General features: G+C 73.4%; 16 protein-coding genes. 1 reads left to right on the top strand and 15 read right to left on the bottom strand.

Going from position 1 to position 19,111, the window contains the following annotated elements; all coding sequences use genetic code 11:
- Window positions 1–332 precede the first annotated feature (332 nt).
- The 10 genes from ACIHAR_RS19215 to fmt all read right to left on the bottom strand — a co-directional run bounded on the left by ACIHAR_RS19215 (window position 333) and on the right by fmt (window position 11,955).
- Entirely contained in the window at window positions 333–1,511 is a 1,179-nt protein-coding gene (locus ACIHAR_RS19215) for an MFS transporter (protein ID WP_365455341.1), read from the bottom strand.
- Window positions 1,512–1,813: 302 nt separating this feature from the next.
- Window positions 1,814–2,266: an Lrp/AsnC family transcriptional regulator gene (locus ACIHAR_RS19210; RefSeq protein WP_189936465.1), complete on the bottom strand. Its 453-nt coding sequence runs from the start codon at window positions 2,264–2,266 to the stop codon at window positions 1,814–1,816.
- Between the two features lie 10 nt (window positions 2,267–2,276).
- Window positions 2,277–3,755 (bottom strand): amino acid permease, encoded by a 1,479-nt coding sequence (locus tag ACIHAR_RS19205; RefSeq protein ID WP_365455344.1) that lies wholly within the window; start codon window positions 3,753–3,755, stop codon window positions 2,277–2,279.
- Window positions 3,756–3,990: 235 nt separating this feature from the next.
- Window positions 3,991–4,482 carry a GNAT family N-acetyltransferase gene (locus ACIHAR_RS19200; RefSeq protein WP_400020653.1) on the bottom strand — a complete coding sequence of 164 codons (492 nt, stop codon included), beginning with the start codon at window positions 4,480–4,482 and terminating at the stop codon, window positions 3,991–3,993.
- A gap of 94 nt (window positions 4,483–4,576) precedes the next feature.
- Window positions 4,577–6,019: a GuaB1 family IMP dehydrogenase-related protein gene (locus ACIHAR_RS19195; RefSeq protein ID WP_365456123.1), complete on the bottom strand. Its 1,443-nt coding sequence runs from the start codon at window positions 6,017–6,019 to the stop codon at window positions 4,577–4,579.
- A 170-nt stretch (window positions 6,020–6,189) separates the two neighbouring features.
- Window positions 6,190–6,501: a barstar family protein gene (locus ACIHAR_RS19190; RefSeq protein WP_365455347.1), complete on the bottom strand. Its 312-nt coding sequence runs from the start codon at window positions 6,499–6,501 to the stop codon at window positions 6,190–6,192.
- An 80-nt stretch (window positions 6,502–6,581) separates the two neighbouring features.
- Window positions 6,582–7,625 carry a sugar-binding domain-containing protein gene (locus ACIHAR_RS19185; protein WP_365455350.1) on the bottom strand — a complete coding sequence of 348 codons (1,044 nt, stop codon included), beginning with the start codon at window positions 7,623–7,625 and terminating at the stop codon, window positions 6,582–6,584.
- A gap of 78 nt (window positions 7,626–7,703) precedes the next feature.
- Window positions 7,704–8,390, bottom strand: coding sequence for a ribulose-phosphate 3-epimerase (gene rpe, locus ACIHAR_RS19180; protein WP_365455353.1), 687 nt, complete (start codon window positions 8,388–8,390; stop codon window positions 7,704–7,706).
- Window positions 8,391–8,836: 446 nt separating this feature from the next.
- The gene (locus tag ACIHAR_RS19175) at window positions 8,837–10,255 is read right to left on the bottom strand and encodes an RsmB/NOP family class I SAM-dependent RNA methyltransferase (protein WP_400020559.1); all 1,419 of its coding nucleotides are present in this window, start codon (window positions 10,253–10,255) and stop codon (window positions 8,837–8,839) included.
- A gap of 767 nt (window positions 10,256–11,022) precedes the next feature.
- Complete coding sequence (gene fmt / locus ACIHAR_RS19170; protein ID WP_400020557.1) at window positions 11,023–11,955, bottom strand: methionyl-tRNA formyltransferase; 933 nt, start codon at window positions 11,953–11,955, stop codon at window positions 11,023–11,025.
- Window positions 11,956–12,317: 362 nt separating this feature from the next.
- Between fmt and ACIHAR_RS19165 the strand changes: the two genes are divergently transcribed.
- Window positions 12,318–12,860 (top strand): hypothetical protein, encoded by a 543-nt coding sequence (locus tag ACIHAR_RS19165; RefSeq protein WP_365455362.1) that lies wholly within the window; start codon window positions 12,318–12,320, stop codon window positions 12,858–12,860.
- Window positions 12,861–12,970: 110 nt separating this feature from the next.
- Here the strand turns inward: ACIHAR_RS19165 and ACIHAR_RS19160 are convergent, their stop codons facing one another.
- The 5 genes from ACIHAR_RS19160 to gmk all read right to left on the bottom strand — a co-directional run bounded on the left by ACIHAR_RS19160 (window position 12,971) and on the right by gmk (window position 19,081).
- A complete protein-coding gene (locus tag ACIHAR_RS19160; RefSeq protein WP_400020555.1) occupies window positions 12,971–15,145 on the bottom strand; it encodes a primosomal protein N' in 2,175 nt (724 codons plus the stop codon).
- A gap of 217 nt (window positions 15,146–15,362) precedes the next feature.
- The gene (gene metK / locus ACIHAR_RS19155; RefSeq protein WP_365455368.1) at window positions 15,363–16,571 is read right to left on the bottom strand and encodes a methionine adenosyltransferase; all 1,209 of its coding nucleotides are present in this window, start codon (window positions 16,569–16,571) and stop codon (window positions 15,363–15,365) included.
- A gap of 239 nt (window positions 16,572–16,810) precedes the next feature.
- Window positions 16,811–18,013 (bottom strand): bifunctional phosphopantothenoylcysteine decarboxylase/phosphopantothenate--cysteine ligase CoaBC, encoded by a 1,203-nt coding sequence (gene coaBC / locus ACIHAR_RS19150; protein ID WP_400020552.1) that lies wholly within the window; start codon window positions 18,011–18,013, stop codon window positions 16,811–16,813.
- Window positions 18,014–18,197: 184 nt separating this feature from the next.
- Window positions 18,198–18,470, bottom strand: coding sequence for a DNA-directed RNA polymerase subunit omega (gene rpoZ, locus ACIHAR_RS19145; protein WP_003977348.1), 273 nt, complete (start codon window positions 18,468–18,470; stop codon window positions 18,198–18,200).
- Window positions 18,471–18,523: 53 nt separating this feature from the next.
- On the bottom strand, window positions 18,524–19,081 hold the full coding sequence (gene gmk / locus ACIHAR_RS19140) for a guanylate kinase (protein ID WP_400020550.1): 558 nt from the start codon (window positions 19,079–19,081) through the stop codon (window positions 18,524–18,526).
- Window positions 19,082–19,111 lie beyond the last annotated feature (30 nt).

The following is a 19,111-nucleotide window of genomic DNA, read 5'->3' as shown; positions in this document are numbered from 1 at the left end:
GCCCAGGACCGAGAACCCGCCGGACAGGAGGCGACACGCACCGGCCCGGCCACGACAGCGACCACCGCCACCGGTCGGCCCCGCAGAGCACCAGGTGCCGCGCCGCCCAGGACCGAGAACCCGCCGGACAGGAGGCGACACGCGCCGGCCCGGCCGCGGCGGCGGTGGGCGCGCGCACGGCTCTGCGCGCCGCGCGCAGGGGTGGACCGCCTCCCGGCGCTCGGGCGCGTCCGCCACCCGTGCATGGGTCGCGAAGTGCCATCGGCGTCCGTGGCCGGTGGTCACGAACGCCGGTGGGTGTCGGCCTGCCCGCGCGGTGCCAACCGGTGCCGTCACCGGCGGCGTCGGTACAGCACCAGCGCCGTCGCCAGGTACGGCACGGCGAACAGGGCGAAGGCGAGGCCGTGGGTGCCCGTCGAGGCGAGGATCGCATAGGAGCCGTAGACGGCGATGGTGGCCAGCTCGGTGCCCAGGCCCGCGACCGAGGTGAGGGTGGCCCGTCCGGTGCCGTCGATGCGCTGTTGCAGCCGGGCGTCGGCCAGTACGGTCGCCAGTTGGAAGCCGCCGAAGGCGACCGCCACCAGAACGATGCCGGCCGGTGTCCCGGCGGTCGCGCCGGCCGCGAGGGCGACCGCGGAGAGGGACAGCACCCCGGCGAGTCCGTTGCGGCCCAGGCGTTCGGCCGGGCCGGCCAGCAGGCTGCCGGCCGTGACGCCGGCCCAGATCAGGACCAGCAGGTACGGGACGGCGACGTCCGGCACCCCGGTGCCGCGGGCCAGCAGCGGTGTGTACTCGTCGAGGGCGCCCCAGACGGCGGCGACGGCGGGGACGAGCAGCAGGGCGCCGCGGACGGAGCGGTCGCCGCGGGCTTCGGCGAGACCGGAACGCAGGGTGGCGGCCCAGTCCTCGCGCTCGCTGTCGGTCGTCCGCACCTCCGGGAAGCGGGTCGCGACGGCCGCGGTCAGCAGGCAGGCCAGCACGCTGGCCGCACCGACCGCCGGGTACCCGTGGGCCGCGAACACCGGTCCGGCCACGGCCATGGCGGCCATCGTGGCGACCTGTCCGGCGGCTTGGGCCCGGCCCATGACGCGGGCGTACCGGTCCGCGGCGCCGAGCCGCTCCAGCTCCTCGTAGACGAGCGCCTCGAGCGCACCGGAGCCCAGCGCCCCTCGGGCGCCCCACAGGACGAAGCCGGCCGCGAACGCCCAGTACGACGGGACGAGCACCCACAGGGCGAAGCCGGCCGCGCCCAGCAGCGGACCGAGCCACAGCAGCAGCCGCCGGGACACGGCGTCGGCCCAGGCGCCGGAGGGCACCTCCAGCAGGACGCCGGTCGCCGACCACAGGACGAACAGCGACGACATCTGCCAGACGGACAGACCGGTGTCCGCGAACAGCAGCGCGTACACCGGGTAGAGCAGGACGAACTCGTCGAGGAACGAGTAGCCGTACAGCGTGGCGGTGAGCCGCCGGACACCGACGGCGGGCACACGCGCAGGTGAGAGAGTCATGAGGCCTTCCGGCAGGGACGGTTCGGACACCGGGGGTACGGCGTCCGAGGCGGCCCTCGGGAGGCACGGCTGGTGGATCAATGTCGCCAGGTCATGGCACCGAGCGTAGACCGTCGTCCGTCCGGGTCACCACCGCTTTCGGGCGGAGGCCCGCGGACGGCCCGCCACCGCTTCAGCGGGACCCGCGGAAGGCTCACCACCGCTTCCACGCGCGTGCCCGTGGACGCCGCTTCCACGCGCGTGCCCGTGGACGGCTCACCACCGCTTCCACGCGCGTGCCCGTGGACGGCTCGCCGCAGGGGTCAGGTGGGCGACCCGGACGAGAAGCGCCGCAGCAGCGGGGACAGCACGAGCACGGACTTCGTCCGCTCGACGAACGGCTCACCCGCGATCCGCTCCAGCACACGCTCGAAGTGGCGCATGTCGGCGGCGAAGACCTGGGCGATCGCGTCAGCCTCGCCCGTGACGGTGGAGGCGGCGACGACCTCCTGGTAGCGCTCCAGGCCCCGCTGGATGGTCTCCGGCGAGGTGTTGCGCCGGCAGTAGATCTCGACGAACCCCTCGGTCTCCCAGCCGAGGGCCGCAGGGTCGACGCGGACGGTGAAGCCGGTGATGGCTCCGGTGGCGCGCAGCCGGTCCACACGCCGTTTCACGGCGGGCGCGGACAGGCCGACGAGCTGGCCGATGTCCGCGTAGGAGCGGCGGGCGTCCTCGGCGAGGGCGTGCACGATGCGTTCGTCGAGATCGTTCAGCACTGCGGTCGGTTCACTTCACTTCTGATGCTGCTGGGGGTGCGAGTCGGGAGCGGCGGTAGCCGTACACGAAGTAGAACACGAGACCGACGGCCATCCAGACTCCGAAGACCACCCAGGTGACGGTGGAGAGGCTGCCCATCATCCAGACGCAGAAGCCGAAGCCCAGGGCGGGCAGCACGGGCGACAGCGGGACGCGGAAGGTGCGGGGCATCTCGGGACGGGTCCGGCGCAGGACCACGACGGCCACGTTGACCAGCGCGAAGGCGAAGAGGGTGCCGATGCTGGTGGCGTCGGCGAGCTGGCCGAGCGGAACGGCGGCGGCCAGGACGCCGCAGAACAGGGAGACGATCAGCGTGTTGGCGCGGGGTGTGCCGGTCTTCGGGTGGACGCGGGCGAACACCTTGGGCACGAGCCCGTCCCGGGACATGGCGAAGAGGATGCGGGTCTGGCCGTAGAGCACGGTCAGGACGACGCTGGCGATGGCGACGACGGCGCAGAACGCCAGCAGCGTGCCCCAGAAGGTCTGGCCGGTGACCTCGCGCATGATCTGGGCGAGCGCGGCCTCGGAGTCCGTGAAGCCCTCCCAGGGCTTGGCGCCGACCGCGACGGCGGCGACGAGGACGTACAGCACCGTCACGATGACGAGCGACAGCATGATCGCGCGGGGCAGGTCGCGCTGCGCGTTCTTCGCCTCCTCACCGGCGGTGGAGGCGGCGTCGAAGCCGATGTAGGAGAAGAAGAGCGTCGCGCCGGCCGCGCTGACGCCGGCCATGCCGAGCGGCATGAAGTTCTCGTAGTTGCCGGAGCGGAAGCCCTGGACGCCGATCGCGCAGAACAGCACCAGCGCGGCGATCTTGACGACGACCATGACCGTGTTGGCGCGGGCGGACTCGCGGGCCCCGCCGAGCAGGAAGGCCATCGCGAGGAGGACGACGATCAGGGCGGGCAGGTTGAAGACGCCTCCGTCGCCGGGCGGGGCGGAGAGCGCGGCCGGGATGGTGACGCCGATGGTGCCGTCGAGCAGTTCGTTGAGGTACTCGCCCCAGCCGACGGCCACGGCGGCCACCGACACGCCGTACTCCAGGACCAGACACCAGCCGCAGATCCAGGCGATCAGCTCGCCCATCGTTGCGTATGCGTACGAGTAGGAGGAGCCGGAGACGGGGATGGTGCCGGCCAGTTCGGCGTAGGACAGGGCCGAGAAGAGGGCCGTGAGTCCGGCGATCACGAAGGAGAGGGTGACGGCCGGACCGGCTTTCGGCACCGCCTCCCCGAGGACGACGAAGATGCCCGTGCCGAGCGTCGCGCCGATGCTGATCATGGTGAGCTGCCAGAGCCCCAGCGAACGCCTCAGGGCCCCTCCCTCGCCCTGGCCACCCTCGGCGACCAGGCGTTCCACGGGCTTGCGCCGCATGAGCCGGGCGATGGCCCCGGGGGACGGCGGGGCGGTCTGACTGCGCTGTTGCGGGGGTGCGCCTTGGTCGAGCACGCGCTGACTCCTTCGTCGCTGCCGATCGGGGCGGCGGGGACCGGAGGCAGACCCGCGCGAGCAGGCACCCACCGAGCGGGGTCCCTGCCACGCCACGTACAGCGCATGACCCTACGAGGCGGAGCGTTGCCGTTGTAATGCAGCAACCTTGCGCGTCACCGCAAGATCATTGCGTTCCTCGCGGGTGACCGGGCATTCGTTGCGCGGGGACTTCGAGCCGTTGCGTAGTGGCTGGTCAGGACAGTTCCCGGACGAGGAAGGCCCACGGGTCGACGCACTCGTGGGCGATGCCGTCGGTGCCCTCGTACGTCCAGCGGTCGAGGTAGTCGGTGAGGGGCCGGTAGCCGAGCCGCGCGTGGAGGGCGGCCGCGCGTGGGTTGTCCTTCGCGACGCCGGGGCCGGCCACCGTGATGCCCCGTTCCCGGGCCGGGTTATCGGCGGCGCGCACGAGGCCTGTGCCGATGCCGCGCGAGCGGAGTTCCTCGGGCCACACGCCGAGCCCTCCGGTCTCCGGGCAGCCGGGCCGTGCGGCGCGCACGTCCGGGGCGTCGCAGCCGGTCCAGCGCATCTCCGCGTTCCCGACGGGCCGCCCGTCCAGCCAGGCGACCAGGTAGGTGCTCTCGCCCCGCTCCTGGCGTGCGAACCGGCGGGCGTGGAACGACGTGACCCCTGGCGAGCCGATGTGCCGGTCGAGGAGCGCCACGCCGGCGGCCCGGCAGACGGTGATCTCCGTGCGCCCGACGGTAGCCGCCGGGACATGCGCACGGCCCCCGTTTTTCCCGGTGTTCGGGTCGACGGGGGCCGTGCGCAAGGGAGTCGGATCAGTTCCAGCTGGCGTGCAGCGGCTTGCCCTCGGCGTAGCCGGCCGCGCTCTGGACGCCGACGATCGCCTTGTCGGCGAACTCCTCCAGGGAGGCGGCGCCGGCGTAGGTGCAGGAGGAGCGGACGCCCGCGATGATCGCGTCGATCAGGTCCTCGACGCCCGGGCGGGCCGGGTCGAGGAACATGTGGGAGGTGGAGATCCCCTCCTCGAACAGTCCCTTGCGGGCGCGGTCGTAGGCCGACTCCTCGGCCGTCCGGTTGCGCACGGCGCGCGCGGACGCCATGCCGAACGACTCCTTGTAGAAGCGGCCGCTCGCGTCCTGCTGGAGGTCGCCCGGCGACTCGTACGTGCCCGCGAACCACGAGCCGATCATCACGTTCGAGGCGCCGGCGGCCAGGGCCATGGCGACGTCGCGCGGGTGGCGGACACCGCCGTCGGCCCACACGTGCTTGCCGTACTTCTTCGCCTCGGCGGCGCACTCCAGGACGGCCGAGAACTGCGGCCGGCCGACGCCGGTCATCATGCGGGTGGTGCACATGGCGCCGGGGCCGACGCCGACCTTGATGATGTCGGCGCCCGCGTCGACCAGGTCCTTGACGCCCTCGGCGGAGACGATGTTGCCCGCCACGATCGGGACCTGCGGGTCGAGGTCGCGGACCAGCTTGATCGCGTTGATCATCGACTCCTGGTGGCCGTGCGCCGTGTCGATGACGAGCGTGTCCACGCCCGCGTCGAGCAGCAGCTTGGCCTTGCCCGCGAAGTCGCCGTTGACTCCGACGGCGGCGGCGATCCGCAGCCGGCCCCGCGCGTCGGTGGCCGGCGTGTACAGCGTGGCGCGCAGGGCGCCCTTGCGGGTGAGGATGCCGGCCAGCCTGCCGTCCGCGTCGACGGCGGGGGCGTAGCGCCGGTTGGCCGCGTCCAGCCGGTTGAAGGCCTCGCGCGGGTCGATGTCGGCGTCGAGGAGCAGCAGGTCCTTGGACATGACCACTTCGAGCTGGGTGAAGCGGTCGACTCCGGTGAGGTCCGCGTCGGTGACGACGCCGACGGGCCGGTGGTCCTCGTCCACGACGACACCGGCGTTGTGCGCGCGCTTGGGCAGCAGCGCCAGCGCGTCGGCGACGGTCTGGTGCGGGAAGAGCACGATGGGGGTGTCCAGCACCAGGTGGCGGCTCTTCACCCAGGAGATGACATCGGTGACCACGTCGATCGGGATGTCCTGCGGGATCACCACCATTCCGCCCCGCCGGGCCACGGTCTCGGCCATACGACGCCCGGCGACGGCGGTCATGTTGGCGACGACCAGCGGGATGGTGGTGCCCGTGCCGTCCGGCGAGGTGAGGTCCACGCCCTGACGCGATCCGACCGCACTGCGGCTCGGGACCATGAAGACGTCGTCGTACGTCAGGTCGTACGCGGGCTGGATGTCGTTGAGGAAACGCACGTGCTGCACATCCCAGTCGATCAGAGGTGACCCCCGGACCGGTCAGCCAGGGGGAAGAGCACGTACTTCATTGTCCCATGACAGCCCCCGTGCCCTGCCCGGGACGATCATCCAGGCTGGTCAGAGGGGCTTCGGAGGAACATCCAAGGCATACCCGTCGGCCGCGGCGGTCAAGCGCCCGGCTTTCCCCCGAGGGCGAGCACCGCGGAGAGCTCGGGGGCCTGGTCCACCGCCGCCGAGAACACCTCCTGCGCGATCTCCCACTCCTCCGGCCGCGCCTTCGCGTACGGCTGCCAGTTGCGCACGACGACCAGCAGCCCCTCGGCCCCGGACCGGGACGGGAGGTCGGTGAGGCTGTCGGCGAGGGCGTCCCAGTTGCGGCCGAACCAGTCGGGCAACTCCAGGTCCCGGACGCAGCGCTCCATCAGGCTCGCCTTGTCCGTGACTCCGTCGAGGTCCAGCGTGAGTACGTGGTCCGTCATTCCAGCCACCGCCCTGATCGAGTCGTGGTTCCGGCCCACGGGGACGGCCGGGAGGGCCGCCCCCGCCTTCCGACTGTCCGTCAGTTCCCGTCCGGGTCCGCCCGGTTGAGTGCCGGCCTCGGCGTCGGCCCGGCCGTCATCAGGTAGTCCGCGGCCGAGGTGTCCGTCACCAGGCTGGTGACGAGCCCGGACCGCAGCACCGCGTCGATCGCGGCCGCCTTGCGCTGCCCGCCCGCGATCGCGACGACCTCGGGGATACGGCGGAGCTGGTCGGCCTTGACCGTGATGCACCGCTCGCCCAGGTCGCGCCCGACCCGGCGGCCCTCGGTGTCGAAGAGGTGAGCGGACATCTCCGCGGCGACACCGAGCGAGGCGTAGTGCCCGCGCTCCTCGTCGCTGAGCATGTCGTGCACCGTCGAGATGCCCGGCTCCCAGGAGCCGATGGACACGCAGGCGACCGTGACCTTGTCGAAGTACTCGAAGGCCCGGGCGATCCCGGTCTGGTGCCGCAGCGCCGCCGCGGTGGCCGCGTCCGGCAGCAGCATCGGCGCGTAGATGGGGTGCGCGTCGCCGCCGGACACCTGGGCGGCACGGCGGACGGCCTCGACCGAGCCGCGCTCGGCGGTCCCGGCGTCGTACACGCCCGTCAGCTGCACCACCGTGCACGGTGGCAGCCGGTCCAGCGCCGCCGCCATGTGGATGGTGGAGCGGCCCCAGGCCAGGCCCAGGACGTCCCCCTCGTTGACGAGCTCGCCGAGCAGGTCGGCGGCCACTTCCCCCAGGTTCTCGGGATCGGGCGACTCCTCGGCATCGGCCGGGGACTCGACCACGACGGCGTGCCGGAGGCCGTAACGGGCGCGGAGCGCGTCGGAGCGCTCGGCGTCCAGTTCGGCCGGCACGCGGATCTCGATGCGTACGAGATCCCGTTCGAGAGCGGTCTCCAGGACCCGGGCCACCTTGAAGCGGCTGACGCCGAACTCCTCCGCGATCTGGATCTTGGACTTGCCCTCGAGGTAGAAGCGGCGGGCCATGGCCGCCGCCTGCACCAGCTCTGCGGGTCCCATCCGCATGGCTGACCGGCCCGCCGACATACCCGACACGGCGATCTCCTCACTGCTGTTCACACTCTGGATTCGCCGTTCATCCTTGCAGATCCGGCGCGGTCGATCAGCCCTGATGAGAGCCGTTCACGTAGCTGTGGCTCAGTGGTCGCACGCCCACGACGCCTTGGCGGTGGCCGTCTCCGCCTGCGTGCGCAGTGCACGTACCGCTTCCGCCGGGTCCTCGGCCCCGTACACGGCGGATCCGGCCACGAAGACGTCCGCGCCGGCGTCGGCGCACCGCTCGATCGTCGAGGCCGAGACACCGCCGTCGACCTGGAGCCACAGCTGGAGGCCGTGCTTGGCGATCAGTTCGCGGGTGCGGCGGATCTTCGGGAGCATGATGTCGAGGAAGGCCTGACCTCCGAAGCCCGGCTCGACCGTCATGATCAGCAGCATGTCGAGCTCGGGCAGCAGATCCTCGAACGGTTCGATCGGCGTCGCGGGCTTGAGCGCCATGGAGGCACGGGCGCCCTTCGCCCGGATCTCGCGGGCTAGCCGCACGGGTGCGGCGGCCGCCTCGACGTGGAAGGTGACCGAGGAGGCGCCCGCCTCGACGTACTGCGGAGCCCACCGATCGGGGTTCTCGATCATCAGGTGGCAGTCCAGCGGGGTGTCCGTCGCACGGGCCAGCGACTCCACGACCGGCACACCGAGCGTGAGGTTCGGGACGAAATGGTTGTCCATGACGTCGACATGGAGCCAGTCGGCTCCCGCGACCGCCCGGGCCTCGTCCGCGAGGCGGGCGAAGTCGGCGGACAGGATGCTGGGATTGATCTGCGCGGCCATGACCCAAGCCTGCCATGCCCTCCGGGGGTTGCGGACATCGGTGCCGGGTGGAGGCCGCGGTACGGCGATCGCGGACCGGCTGCGACCGGCCGCGCCCACGCGGCGGAGCCGCACAGGCACAGCCGGCGTCCCCTGCCCGGCGCTGCCGCGCGCGGCCTCGCCATGACGGTGGCCGTGGTGCGGGCGGCCCGGTCATGACCAGTGCCCTCGCCGCCCTCGGGCGTGACCTGACCGGTGCCCTCGCCGCCCTCGGGCGTGACCTGACCGGTGCCTTCGCCGCGCCCGGGCCGTGCGTGACGGTCGAGTGCGGTCGCGGCCTTCCGCAGTTCGAGCGCGCGGCCGGGGCGTACCGAAGGCGACCGGGTCTCCGTGCAGGCGCGCCGGGAAGCGCGGCGTCGCCTGTGCACGCGCGGCCGCGCGCAGCGGCCCGTCCCCGCCCCCTCAGCTCACCCGGTCCGCCGGACGACCGCCAGATACATCGCGTCCGTCCCGTGCAGATGCGGCCACAGCTGCACGTCGGGCCCGTCGCCGAGGGCCGGCACACCCGGGAGGAGGGGCCGGGCGTCGATCAGCTCGGCCTCCGGGTACTGCTTGAGGACGTCGGCGACGACGGCCCGGGTCTCGGCGAGGTGCGGCGAGCAGGTGGCGTACCCGACGACGCCCCCGACCCGTACGGACTCCAGCGCGGTCCTCAGCAGCCCGCGCTGCAGCGGCGCGAAGCCCTCCAGATCCTCCGGGCGGCGCCGCCACCGCGCCTCGGGCCGTCGCCGCAGGGCGCCGAGCCCGGTGCAGGGCACGTCCATCAGCACGCGGTCGAAGGACCCGGGCCGCCACGGCGGCCGCGTCCCGTCGGCGGCGATCACCTGGTACGGCCCCGGATTCCCGTCCAGGGCCCTGGCCACGAGCCCGGCCCGATGCGGCTGCTTCTCCGAGGCGAGCAGCACGGCACCCCGCTCGGCCGCGAGGGCCGCCAGGAGTGCGGCCTTGCCGCCGGGACCGGCGCACCCGTCGAGCCACCGCCCGTCGGGCCCGTCGAGCGGCGCGTTGGCGAGGGCGAGCGCCACCAGCTGACTTCCCTCGTCCTGCACACCCGCGCGCCCCTCCCGTACGGCCTCGACGGCCCCGGGCTCGCCGCCCTCGGTGAGCCGTACGGCGTACGGCGACCAGCGCCCCGGCATCGCGGCCTCCTCGCGCAGCAGCTCGTCGACCGTGGCCCGCCCGGGCCGGGCGACCAGGGTTACCTCCGGCCGCTCGTTGTCGGCCTCCAGCAGGTCCTCGATGCCGGCCCGCCCGCCGCCGAGGGAGTCCCACAGGGCGGAGACGACCCAGCGGGGGTGCGAGTGCACGACGGCCAGGTGGTCCTCGGGGTCGTCGTCGTAGGGCGGAGCGACCCGCTCGACCCACGCGTCGAGGTCGTGCTGCGCGACCTTGCGCAGTACGGCGTTCACGAACTTGGCCCGCCCGTCGCCGAGAACCACCCGCGCCAGCTCGACGGAGGCGGACACGGCGGCATGCGTCGGGATCCGCGTTCCGAGCAACTGGTGCGCACCGAGACCGAGGACGTCGAGCACCGGCGGGTCGACCTCCCGCAGCGGCCGGTCGACGCAGGCGGCGATGATCGCGTCGTACGTCCCCTGCCGCCGCAGCGTGCCGTACACGAGCTCGGTGGCGAGCGCGGCGTCCCGCCCGTCGAAGTCCCCGCTCTCGCGCGCCTTGCGCAGCAGCGGCGGCAGCACGAGGTTGGCGTAGGCGTCCCGCTCGTCCACGGCCCGCAGCGCCTCGAAGGCGAGGACACGGACGGGGTCCTTCTTGGGCCGACGGTAGGGCTTGCCGGTGGGGCGGGAACGGCGGGGCTGATCGCTCACGAAAAAGGTGCTCCGGATTGCAGGAAGAAAGACGCCACCAGCGTACGTCGGGCGCACCACGGCCCGCGCAGGAGCACACGCCGAACCGGGGCCCGCAGGAGCTCGCCTCGCACCGGGGTCCGGCGCAGGAGCACACGACCGGCGCCGCGCAGAAGGGCGCGACGGGCCGGGGCCCCGCGCATGAGCACAGGCCGCATCGGGACCCCCGCAAGAGCACACGCCGGAACCGGAGCCGGCCCAGGAGCGCGCGCCGGAACCGGGGCCCCGCAGGAGCACGCGCCGAACCGAGGCCGGCGCAAGAGCACACGCCGAACCGGGGCCCGCATAGGAGCGCACGGCACCGAGGCCCCCGCAGAGGCGCGCGACGGGCCGCCGGCGCGGCAGCGTCACGCCGCGAGCACCGGGAGGCCGCAGCGCGCGCAGAAGCGTTACGCCGGGACCACCCGGACCCGCACAGGAGCGTGCTCAAGGATCAACGGAACCGGCGCAGCAGCCGTACGCGGGGCCCAGCGAGCCCGCCCGCAGAGGCTTTACGCCGGGACACAGCCGGAGCCGTACGGCAGCACGCTCAGAGACCATCGGAAGCGGCTCAGCAGCCAACGCCCGGGGCGGGGCAGCCCCCGCCGCAGCCATACACCGGAGCCAGCGGAGCCCCCGCCGCAGCCATACACCGGAGCAGACGGAGCCCCCGCCGCAGCCATACGCCGGAGCCGACGGAGCGCCCGCCGCAGCCATACACCGAAGCCGACGGAGCCCGCGCGGTCGCGTCACGCGCCGACGTGCTCGCCGTCCGCGATGCGGACCCCGCGGGCCCAGTCGGCCGCGCGCATCGGCTTCTTGCCCTGCGCCTGGACCCACAGCAGCTCGACGGCGTACGACCCGGTGCCCACGTGCACGCTGTTCTTGCCGACGGCCAGCGTCCCCGGAGCGAGGTCGTCGCGCCCCGGAACCGGCTGCACCTGGATCAGCTTGAGCCGCTCGCCCCGGAAGGTGGTCCAGGCGCCCGGGGCCGGCGTGCACCCGCGCACCACCCGGTCGACCCGCAGCGCGGGGGCGTTCCAGTCGACGCGCGCGTCGTCGACGGTGATCTTCGGGGCGAGGGTGACGCCGTCGTTCGGCTGCGGTACGGCCTTCAGCGTGCCGTCCTCGATCCCGTCCATGGTGGCGGCCAGGAGCCCGGCGCCCGCGAAGGCGAGCCGGGTCAGCAGGTCACCGCTGGTGTCGGTGGCCCGGACCTCCTCCGTGACCGTCCCGTAAACAGGACCGGAGTCGAGTCCCTCCTCGATGAGGAAGGTGGACGCGCCGGTGATCTCGTCCCCCGCCATGATGGCGTGCTGCACGGGTGCGGCCCCCCGCCAGGCCGGCAGCAGGGAGAAGTGCAGGTTGACCCAGCCGTGGGCCGGGATGTCGAGGGCCGCCTTGGGCAGCAGGGCGCCGTAGGCGACGACGGGACAACAGTCCGGGGCGATCTCCTTCAGCCGCTCCAGGAACTCCGGCTCCCGCGGATGGGCCGGCTTCAGCACCTCGATCCCGGCCTCCTCGGCCCGCTGGGCCACAGGGGACGCGACCAGCCTGCGCCCCCGCCCCGCGGGAGCGTCGGGCCGCGTGACGACGGCGGCCACCTCGTGCCGCCCGGAGGCGATCAGTGCGTCCAGAGCGGGAACGGCGACCTCGGGGGTACCGGCGAAGACGAGCTTCATGGGTGGGACGGGCCTCTCGGAGGGGTGGACAGGGCAACGCACGATTTTATGGGCAGGGAGGTCGGCCGAAGCCGGCGCGCCGCCCCCGGACGTCAAGCCGCCGACGGCGTCCCACCCCGACGTGAGGGGTCCGCTTCCTGCCCGAACCGCACCGGCGGTGCACGGATGCAGGACGGCGACGGCGACGGCCGGAGGCCGAGCCGCGCGCACTCCGCCGCGGGGGGGCGTACGCATATGCCCATACGCCCCCACACCGTGACCCGCGGAGCGAACCCGCGTTGGTCAAGAAAGAGTTGACCACACCGGACCGCTCCCCGCAGCGGCCCGAACCCTTCTTCAACGCCGGTTCGAGAGGCTTGTTCATGGCCGACCACGCAACCCACGACGCCCAGGCCCGGGCCAGCCTGCACCTGCTGGTGCGGGACATCGAGCGGGTCCGCCGGCAGGTGGACGCGCTGCGCACCCTGACCGCCCAGTTGGGCAACGTCTACCGCCCGCGCCGCTCCGGCCCGTCCACGGGCTTCGTCGTCTACGGACGCGCCCCCGCCCCCACCGTGCGCCTCGCGCAGGAGCTGCGGGACAGCGTCGAGACCCTGGTCACCGCCGCGGTGGACTTCGACCGCTCGCTCGGCTTCTCGTGGGACGCGGTGGGTTCCGCACTCGGCGTCACCAAGCAGGCGGTCCACCGCCGTTACGGCTCCCGCCGCGCCGCCGCCCAGGCCACCCCGGAGCCCGACCGTACGACGGAGCCGTCGGGCACCCGCACGGTCAACGTGGGCACCGGCATCCCCGTGGTGCCGACGGTCCCCGCGGCCCGCTCGATGCCGACCCAGCCGACGGCGGGCAGCCCGTCCCTGCGCGACGAGGCGAGACCCTCGGCCGTCCCCGGCCCGCGCAACGGCTGACGCGCGGCCCCGCCTGCCCTCTCGGTACGCACCCCGCCCGAGAGGGCAGTCGCGTATCCGGCGCCGATCAGGTCCACCGGTACCGCGGCGCCCGCCCGGCGCACCGGCCCTCACCCGATGTCGGGCGGATCGATCCGCACCCACACCGCGGATCCGCCACCCCCGCCGTTCCCGCTTCCGCTCCGGGCCATCCTCGCTGCCTGGGCGGCCTTGAGCGCCGAGGCCAGCGTGGCCCCCTTCCCCGGCGGCACCCGGATCAACGCCCGCTCCCACAGCTCCCCGGGAGGCGGCGTCCCGGGCCGCCGTGTCCGCCCGGCGGGGGTGACCGGCAGCGGAACGGGCCCCAGCACCTCGGCCTCCGCGGGCAGCTCCACGGTCCCCAGGAACGCGAGCACCGCCTCCTGCGGCCCCGCGACCGCCGCCATCCGCGACACCGGCGGAAACCCGAGCTCGGCCCGCTCGGCGAGTTCCCGCACGGCGTGCCCGACGGGATCCCACCGCACCAACGCCTGCACCGGCCGCAGGGTGGGCTCGGCGACGACGACCACGGTCCCCCCGTCCTCCTGCGGCCGCACCAGCGAGGCGGCCGCGATCCACCGCCGCAGCGCGTCCTCCCCGGCCCGCAGGTCGGGCCGGGAGAGCATGGCCCAGCCGTCCAGCAGCAGGCCCGCCGCGTACCCGCCCTCGGCGACCGGTTCGGCGCCCGGTGTGCTCACGACGAGCGCGGGCGTCCCCGGCACGGTGTCCAGCACCTGCTCACGTCCGGACGTCCGCACCGGGACGGCGGGGAAGGCCCGCCCCAGCTCCTCGGCGGTGCGCCGCGCCCCGACGACCTGAGCCCGCAGCCGGAAGCCCCCGCACTCCGGGCAGTGCCAGGCGGTCTCCTCCCGCCCGCACCACCCGCACGCCAACGCTCCGCCGTCCCGTGTCTCCAACGGCCCGGAACAGTGCCGGCAGCGTGCCGGAGCACGGCAGGCGGCGCACGCCATCCGCGGCACGTACCCCCGCCGCGGCACCTGCACGAGCACCGGCCCGCGCCGCAGCCCCTCCCGGACCGCCTGCCAGGCGAGCGTGGGCAGCCGGGCGGCCCGGGCCGCCTCGTCGCGCGCGAGATCCTGGTCCCCCACGGTCCGCACCAGCGGAGCCGCGCGCCGCACCTGCTCCCGCGCGGCGACCAGCGGCCGCGCCCACCCGCTCTCGACGAGCTGCGCGCCCTCGACGGTGCAGCTCCAACCCCCCAGCAGAAAGGCGCACTTGTCGTGTGCGGCGCGCAGCAGCAGCACGTCGCGCGCGTGCGGCTGGGGAGCGTGCGGCTCGCTGTGGCTGTCGTCCCCGTCGTCCCAGACCGCCACCAGCCCCAGGTCACGCACCGGCGCGAACATGGCGGCCCGCGTGCCGACGACCGCCCGCACGGCCCCCCGCCGCACGGCGAGCCACTCGCGGTACCGCTTCTCGGGCCCGGCGTCGGCGGTGAGCAGCGCATGCCGCCCCTCCCCCAGCACACCGGTCAGCGCGGCGTCCACCCGCGCGGCGGCCCGCCCGTCCGGTACGACGACGAGGGCACCCCGCCCGGAGGCCAGCGTCGCGGCGACGGCACGCGCCACCTCCTCGCTCCACTCGGGGCCGGGCAGCGCGTTCCACACGGCCCGAGGGGACGCTCCCGAGGCCAGGGCCCGGAGGAAGGCGTCCCCGTGCTCGTACCGCGCCCAGGACCCCACCGCCGGGACCTCCGGCGGCGGAAGAGGCGCGGGCGACGGTCGCTGCTCGGCCCGCGCGCTGCGCGGCGGCACGGCCAGCTGGAGCACGTCCGCCAGGCTGCCCGCGTACCGGTCGGCGACGGCTCGCGCCAGTCCGAGCAGTTCCGGACTGAGCACGGGCTCGGGCGACACCACCTGGGCGAGGGCGGCCAGCGGGCCCGAGTAGTCCGACTCGGCGAGCCGCTCGACCAGGAACCCGTCGATGAGTCCCCCGCCCTCTCGCCTCCCCTCGCGCACCCGCCCGCGGCCGGCCCCGAACCGCACCCGCACCCGCACGCCCGGCTGAGCGTCGGCGTCCAGCTCGGCCGGCACCGCGTAGTCGAAGTACCGGTCGAGATGCAGCACCCCCTTGTCGACGAGCACCCGAGCGATCGGCAGCTCCCCGGCCAGCGCGGCCCCCCGCCACGTCCGCGGCTTCGCCCGCGGCACCTTGGCCTTGCGCACGCTCTCCCGAATCAGCGCGAGCTGCTCCGGCGCCGCCGCCTCCCCCGCGGCGTCACCGCCCCCCTGCCCGTTCTCGCTGCTCACGCTTGCATTCTTCCAAACGGCACTGACAACGGTCCCGCCACGGCTGTCGCTCCCCGCGGGCGGCCCGCGTGAGCGGGGGAACCCCGGCCCCACCGTGGCCGGCCTGGCTGAGGACCCCGCACACGGACCCGGTGTGCGCGGGCGTGAGACCGGCAGCACGGAGGCCCGGCACCCCCGAAGGGCTGCCGGGCCTCGCGTACCAGCTGTCGCGGGGGGCTTACAGCCCCGTCGCCTCCCGCAGCGCGTCCACCCGGTCCGTGCGCTCCCACGTGAAGTCGGGCAGCTCACGGCCGAAGTGGCCGTACGCGGCGGTCTGGGCGTAGATCGGGCGGAGCAGGTCGAGGTCGCGGATGATCGCGGCCGGGCGGAGGTCGAAGACCTCGTCGATGGCCTTCTCGATCTTCTCCGGGTCGACCTTGTGGGTGCCGAAGGTCTCGACGAACAGGCCGACCGGCTCGGCCTTGCCGATCGCGTAGGCGACCTGGACCTCGCAGCGCGCGGCCAGGCCCGCGGCGACCACGTTCTTGGCGACCCAGCGCATCGCGTAGGCCGCGGAGCGGTCCACCTTGGACGGGTCCTTGCCGGAGAAGGCGCCGCCGCCGTGGCGGGCGAAGCCGCCGTAGGTGTCGATGATGATCTTGCGGCCGGTCAGTCCGGCGTCACCCATCGGGCCGCCGATCTCGAAGCGGCCGGTGGGGTTGACCAGCAGGCGGTAGCTCTCGGTGTCGAGCTTGATGCCGTCGTCGAGGAGCGCCTTCAGCTCCGGCTCCACGACGAACTCGCGGATGTCGGGAGCGAGCAGCGAGTCCAGGTCGATGTCGGACGCGTGCTGCGAGGAGACGACGACCGTGTCGAGGCGGACCGCCTTGTCACCGTCGTACTCGATGGTGACCTGGGTCTTCCCGTCGGGGCGCAGGTAGGGGATCGTGCCGTTCTTGCGGACGTCCGACAGGCGCTTGGACAGGCGGTGGGCCAGGAAGATCGGCAGCGGCATCAGCGTCGGCGTCTCGTCGGACGCGTAGCCGAACATCAGTCCCTGGTCGCCGGCGCCCTGTCGGTCCAGTTCGTCGTCGTCGCCCTCGACCCGCGACTCGTACGCGGTGTCGACGCCCTGGGCGATGTCCGGGGACTGCGCGCCGATCGACACGGAGACACCGCAGGAGGCGCCGTCGAAGCCCTTCTTCGAGGAGTCGTACCCGATCTCGAGGATCTTGTCCCGGACGAGCTGCGGGATCGGCGCGTACGCCTTCGTGGTGACCTCGCCGGCCACGTGCACCAGACCGGTCGTGATCAACGTTTCGACGGCGACACGGGACGTCGGGTCCTCACGGAGCAACGCGTCGAGAATGGTGTCGCTGATCTGGTCAGCGATCTTGTCGGGGTGACCCTCGGTCACGGACTCCGAAGTGAACAGGCGACGGGACACAACGCTCCCTGGGGTTGCAGCGGCTGCTGGCTGATCATTGGCGGACGCGGCGGGGGCTGCGCCCGGACACGTCCGAGAACAGTTTATCGGTCGCGCCCGACCGCCGGCCCACCTGTCTCGCCTCTCGGGAGCGCTGTGACCTGCGGCACAAGCATTCTGCCGAATGCGGAGCGCCGTTGGCCAGACGAGCCACGTCCGTTCGGGCGAGCCCGGTGGGCACGGTGCAGCGCATCAGACCGTCAGACCAGGCGTGGCGTCACCAGGTCCCACACGATTTCGGCCAGAGCTTCCTTGGGGCCGTACGGGACGGGGGTCTCGCTGCCGTCGGCGCCCAGGACCACGGCCTCGTTCTCCTCGGAGCCGAAGGTCTTGCGCTCCCCGACCTCGTTCACCACGAGCAGGTCGCAGCCCTTGCGCCGAAGCTTCGCCCGGCCGTTGGCCAGCACGTCGTCCGTCTCGGCGGCGAAGCCGACGACCACCTGACCAGGGCGGGCGCGCTCGGCGGAAATCTCCGCGAGGATGTCCGGATTCCGTACGAGGACGATGGGGTCCGGCTCCCGGTCGTCCTTCTTCTTGATCTTGCCGGCCGCGTACGCCGCCGGGCGGAAGTCGGCGACGGCGGCGGCCATGACGACCGCGTCGGCGTCCGCGGCGGCCTTCAGGACCGCCTCGCGCAGCTGCACGGCGGTGCCGACCTGGACGACGTCGACACCCGCCGGGTCGGGCAGGCCGGTGTTGGCGGCCACCAGGGTGACGCGGGCGCCGCGGGCGGCGGCCGTACGGGCGAGGGCGTAGCCCTGCTTGCCGGAGGAGCGGTTGCCGAGGAAGCGGACGGGGTCGAGGGGCTCACGGGTGCCGCCGGCGCTGACGACCACATGCCGGCCGGCGAGGTCGGGTTCACGCACGCCCCTGGCCAGCACCCGGCGGCAGATCTCGAAGATCTCGGCCGGGTCGGGCAGCCGGCCCTTGCCGGTGTCGACGCCGGTGAGCCGGCCCACGGCCGGTTCGACGACGACGGCCCCGCGGCGGCGCAGCGTCGCCACGTTCTGCTGGGTGGCCGGGTGCTCCCACATCTCCGTGTGCATCGCGGGGGCGAAGACGACCGGACAGCGGGCGGTGAGCAGCGTGTTCGTCAGCAGGTCGTCCGCCAGGCCGTGGGCGGCCTTCGCGAGGATGTCGGCGGTGGCGGGGGCGACGACCACCAGATCGGCGTGCTGGCCGATACGGACGTGCGGGACCTCGTGGACGTCGTCCCAGACCTCGGTGGAGACCGGGTTGCCGGAGAGGGCGGACCAGGTGGCGGCGCCGACGAAGTGCAGGGCGGAGGCGGTGGGGACGACGCGCACGTCGTGGCCGGACTCCGTCAGTCTGCGCAGCAGCTCACAGGCCTTGTACGCGGCGATGCCACCGCTGACCCCCAGAACGACCTTCGGCTTGTCCACCGTCTCTCCCCGGACCTCGAAACGAACGCCGCGGGCTCCCGCGTGCGAGTCCATGCTGCATCATCGCGGCGGGACGGCGTCCGCGCCCCCGGGCGGATGCACCCCGAGCAGAGGCACCCGGAGCAGACCACAGGCCCGGCAGTCGCACTGCCGGGCCTGTGGGAAGAACTGCGAGCCGAGAAGACTACTGCGCGGGGCCCTCGATGGCCTCGGACGTCAGGAGTCCCGCGTTGATCTCGCGGAGGGCGATCGAGAGCGGCTTCTCGTGGACGTGGGTGTCGACGAGCGGACCGACGTACTCGAGGAGGCCCTCGCCGAGCTGCGAGTAGTACGCGTTGATCTGGCGCGCCCGCTTGGCCGCGTAGATCACGAGGCTGTACTTCGAGTCGGTGGCCTCGAGGAGCTCGTCGATCGGCGGGTTGATGATGCCCTCGGGCGCGGAGATGGAAGAGGACACGCTCTACCTTCCGATGGGTGGGAAAAGATCGGCCGTGATCACATCACGCGTGATCACACAACATCCATCAAGGCTAGCAGCTCGCCCGCCACGTCCTCGACGGAGGTGTTGACCAGGGTCACGTCGAACTCCGGCTCGGCCGCGAGTTCGATCTTCGCCGCCTCCAGACGGCGTGCGATCACCTCGGGCGGCTCGGTGCCGCGTCCGGTGAGCCTGCGCACCAGCTCCTCCCAGGAGGGCGGAGCCAGGAACACCAGCTGGGCCTCGGGCATGGACTCGCGGACCTGCCGCGCGCCCTGGAGGTCGATCTCCAGGAGGACGGGCTCACCCGCCTCCAGTCGCTCCAGCACGGCGGCCCGCGGGGTGCCGTAGCGGTTGCCGGCGAACTCGGCCCACTCCAGCAGCTCGCCGTTGGCGATCAGCTTGTCCATCTCGTCGTCGGTGACGAAGAAGTAGTGGACTCCGTGCTGCTCGCCGGGGCGGGGCTTGCGGGTCGTCGCCGACACCGAGAGCCAGACCTCGGGGTGTTCCTTGCGCATATGGGCGACGACCGTGCTCTTGCCGACCCCGGAGGGGCCGGAGAGCACGGTCAGCCGCGGACGTTCACTCATGCAGCGATTATTCCAGTTGTGCCGCAGTGC

This window comes from Streptomyces sp. NPDC052016 (assembly GCF_044548445.1).
GTDB lineage: Bacteria > Actinomycetota > Actinomycetes > Streptomycetales > Streptomycetaceae > Streptomyces.
This window is presented reverse-complemented; position numbering and strand designations above follow the sequence as displayed.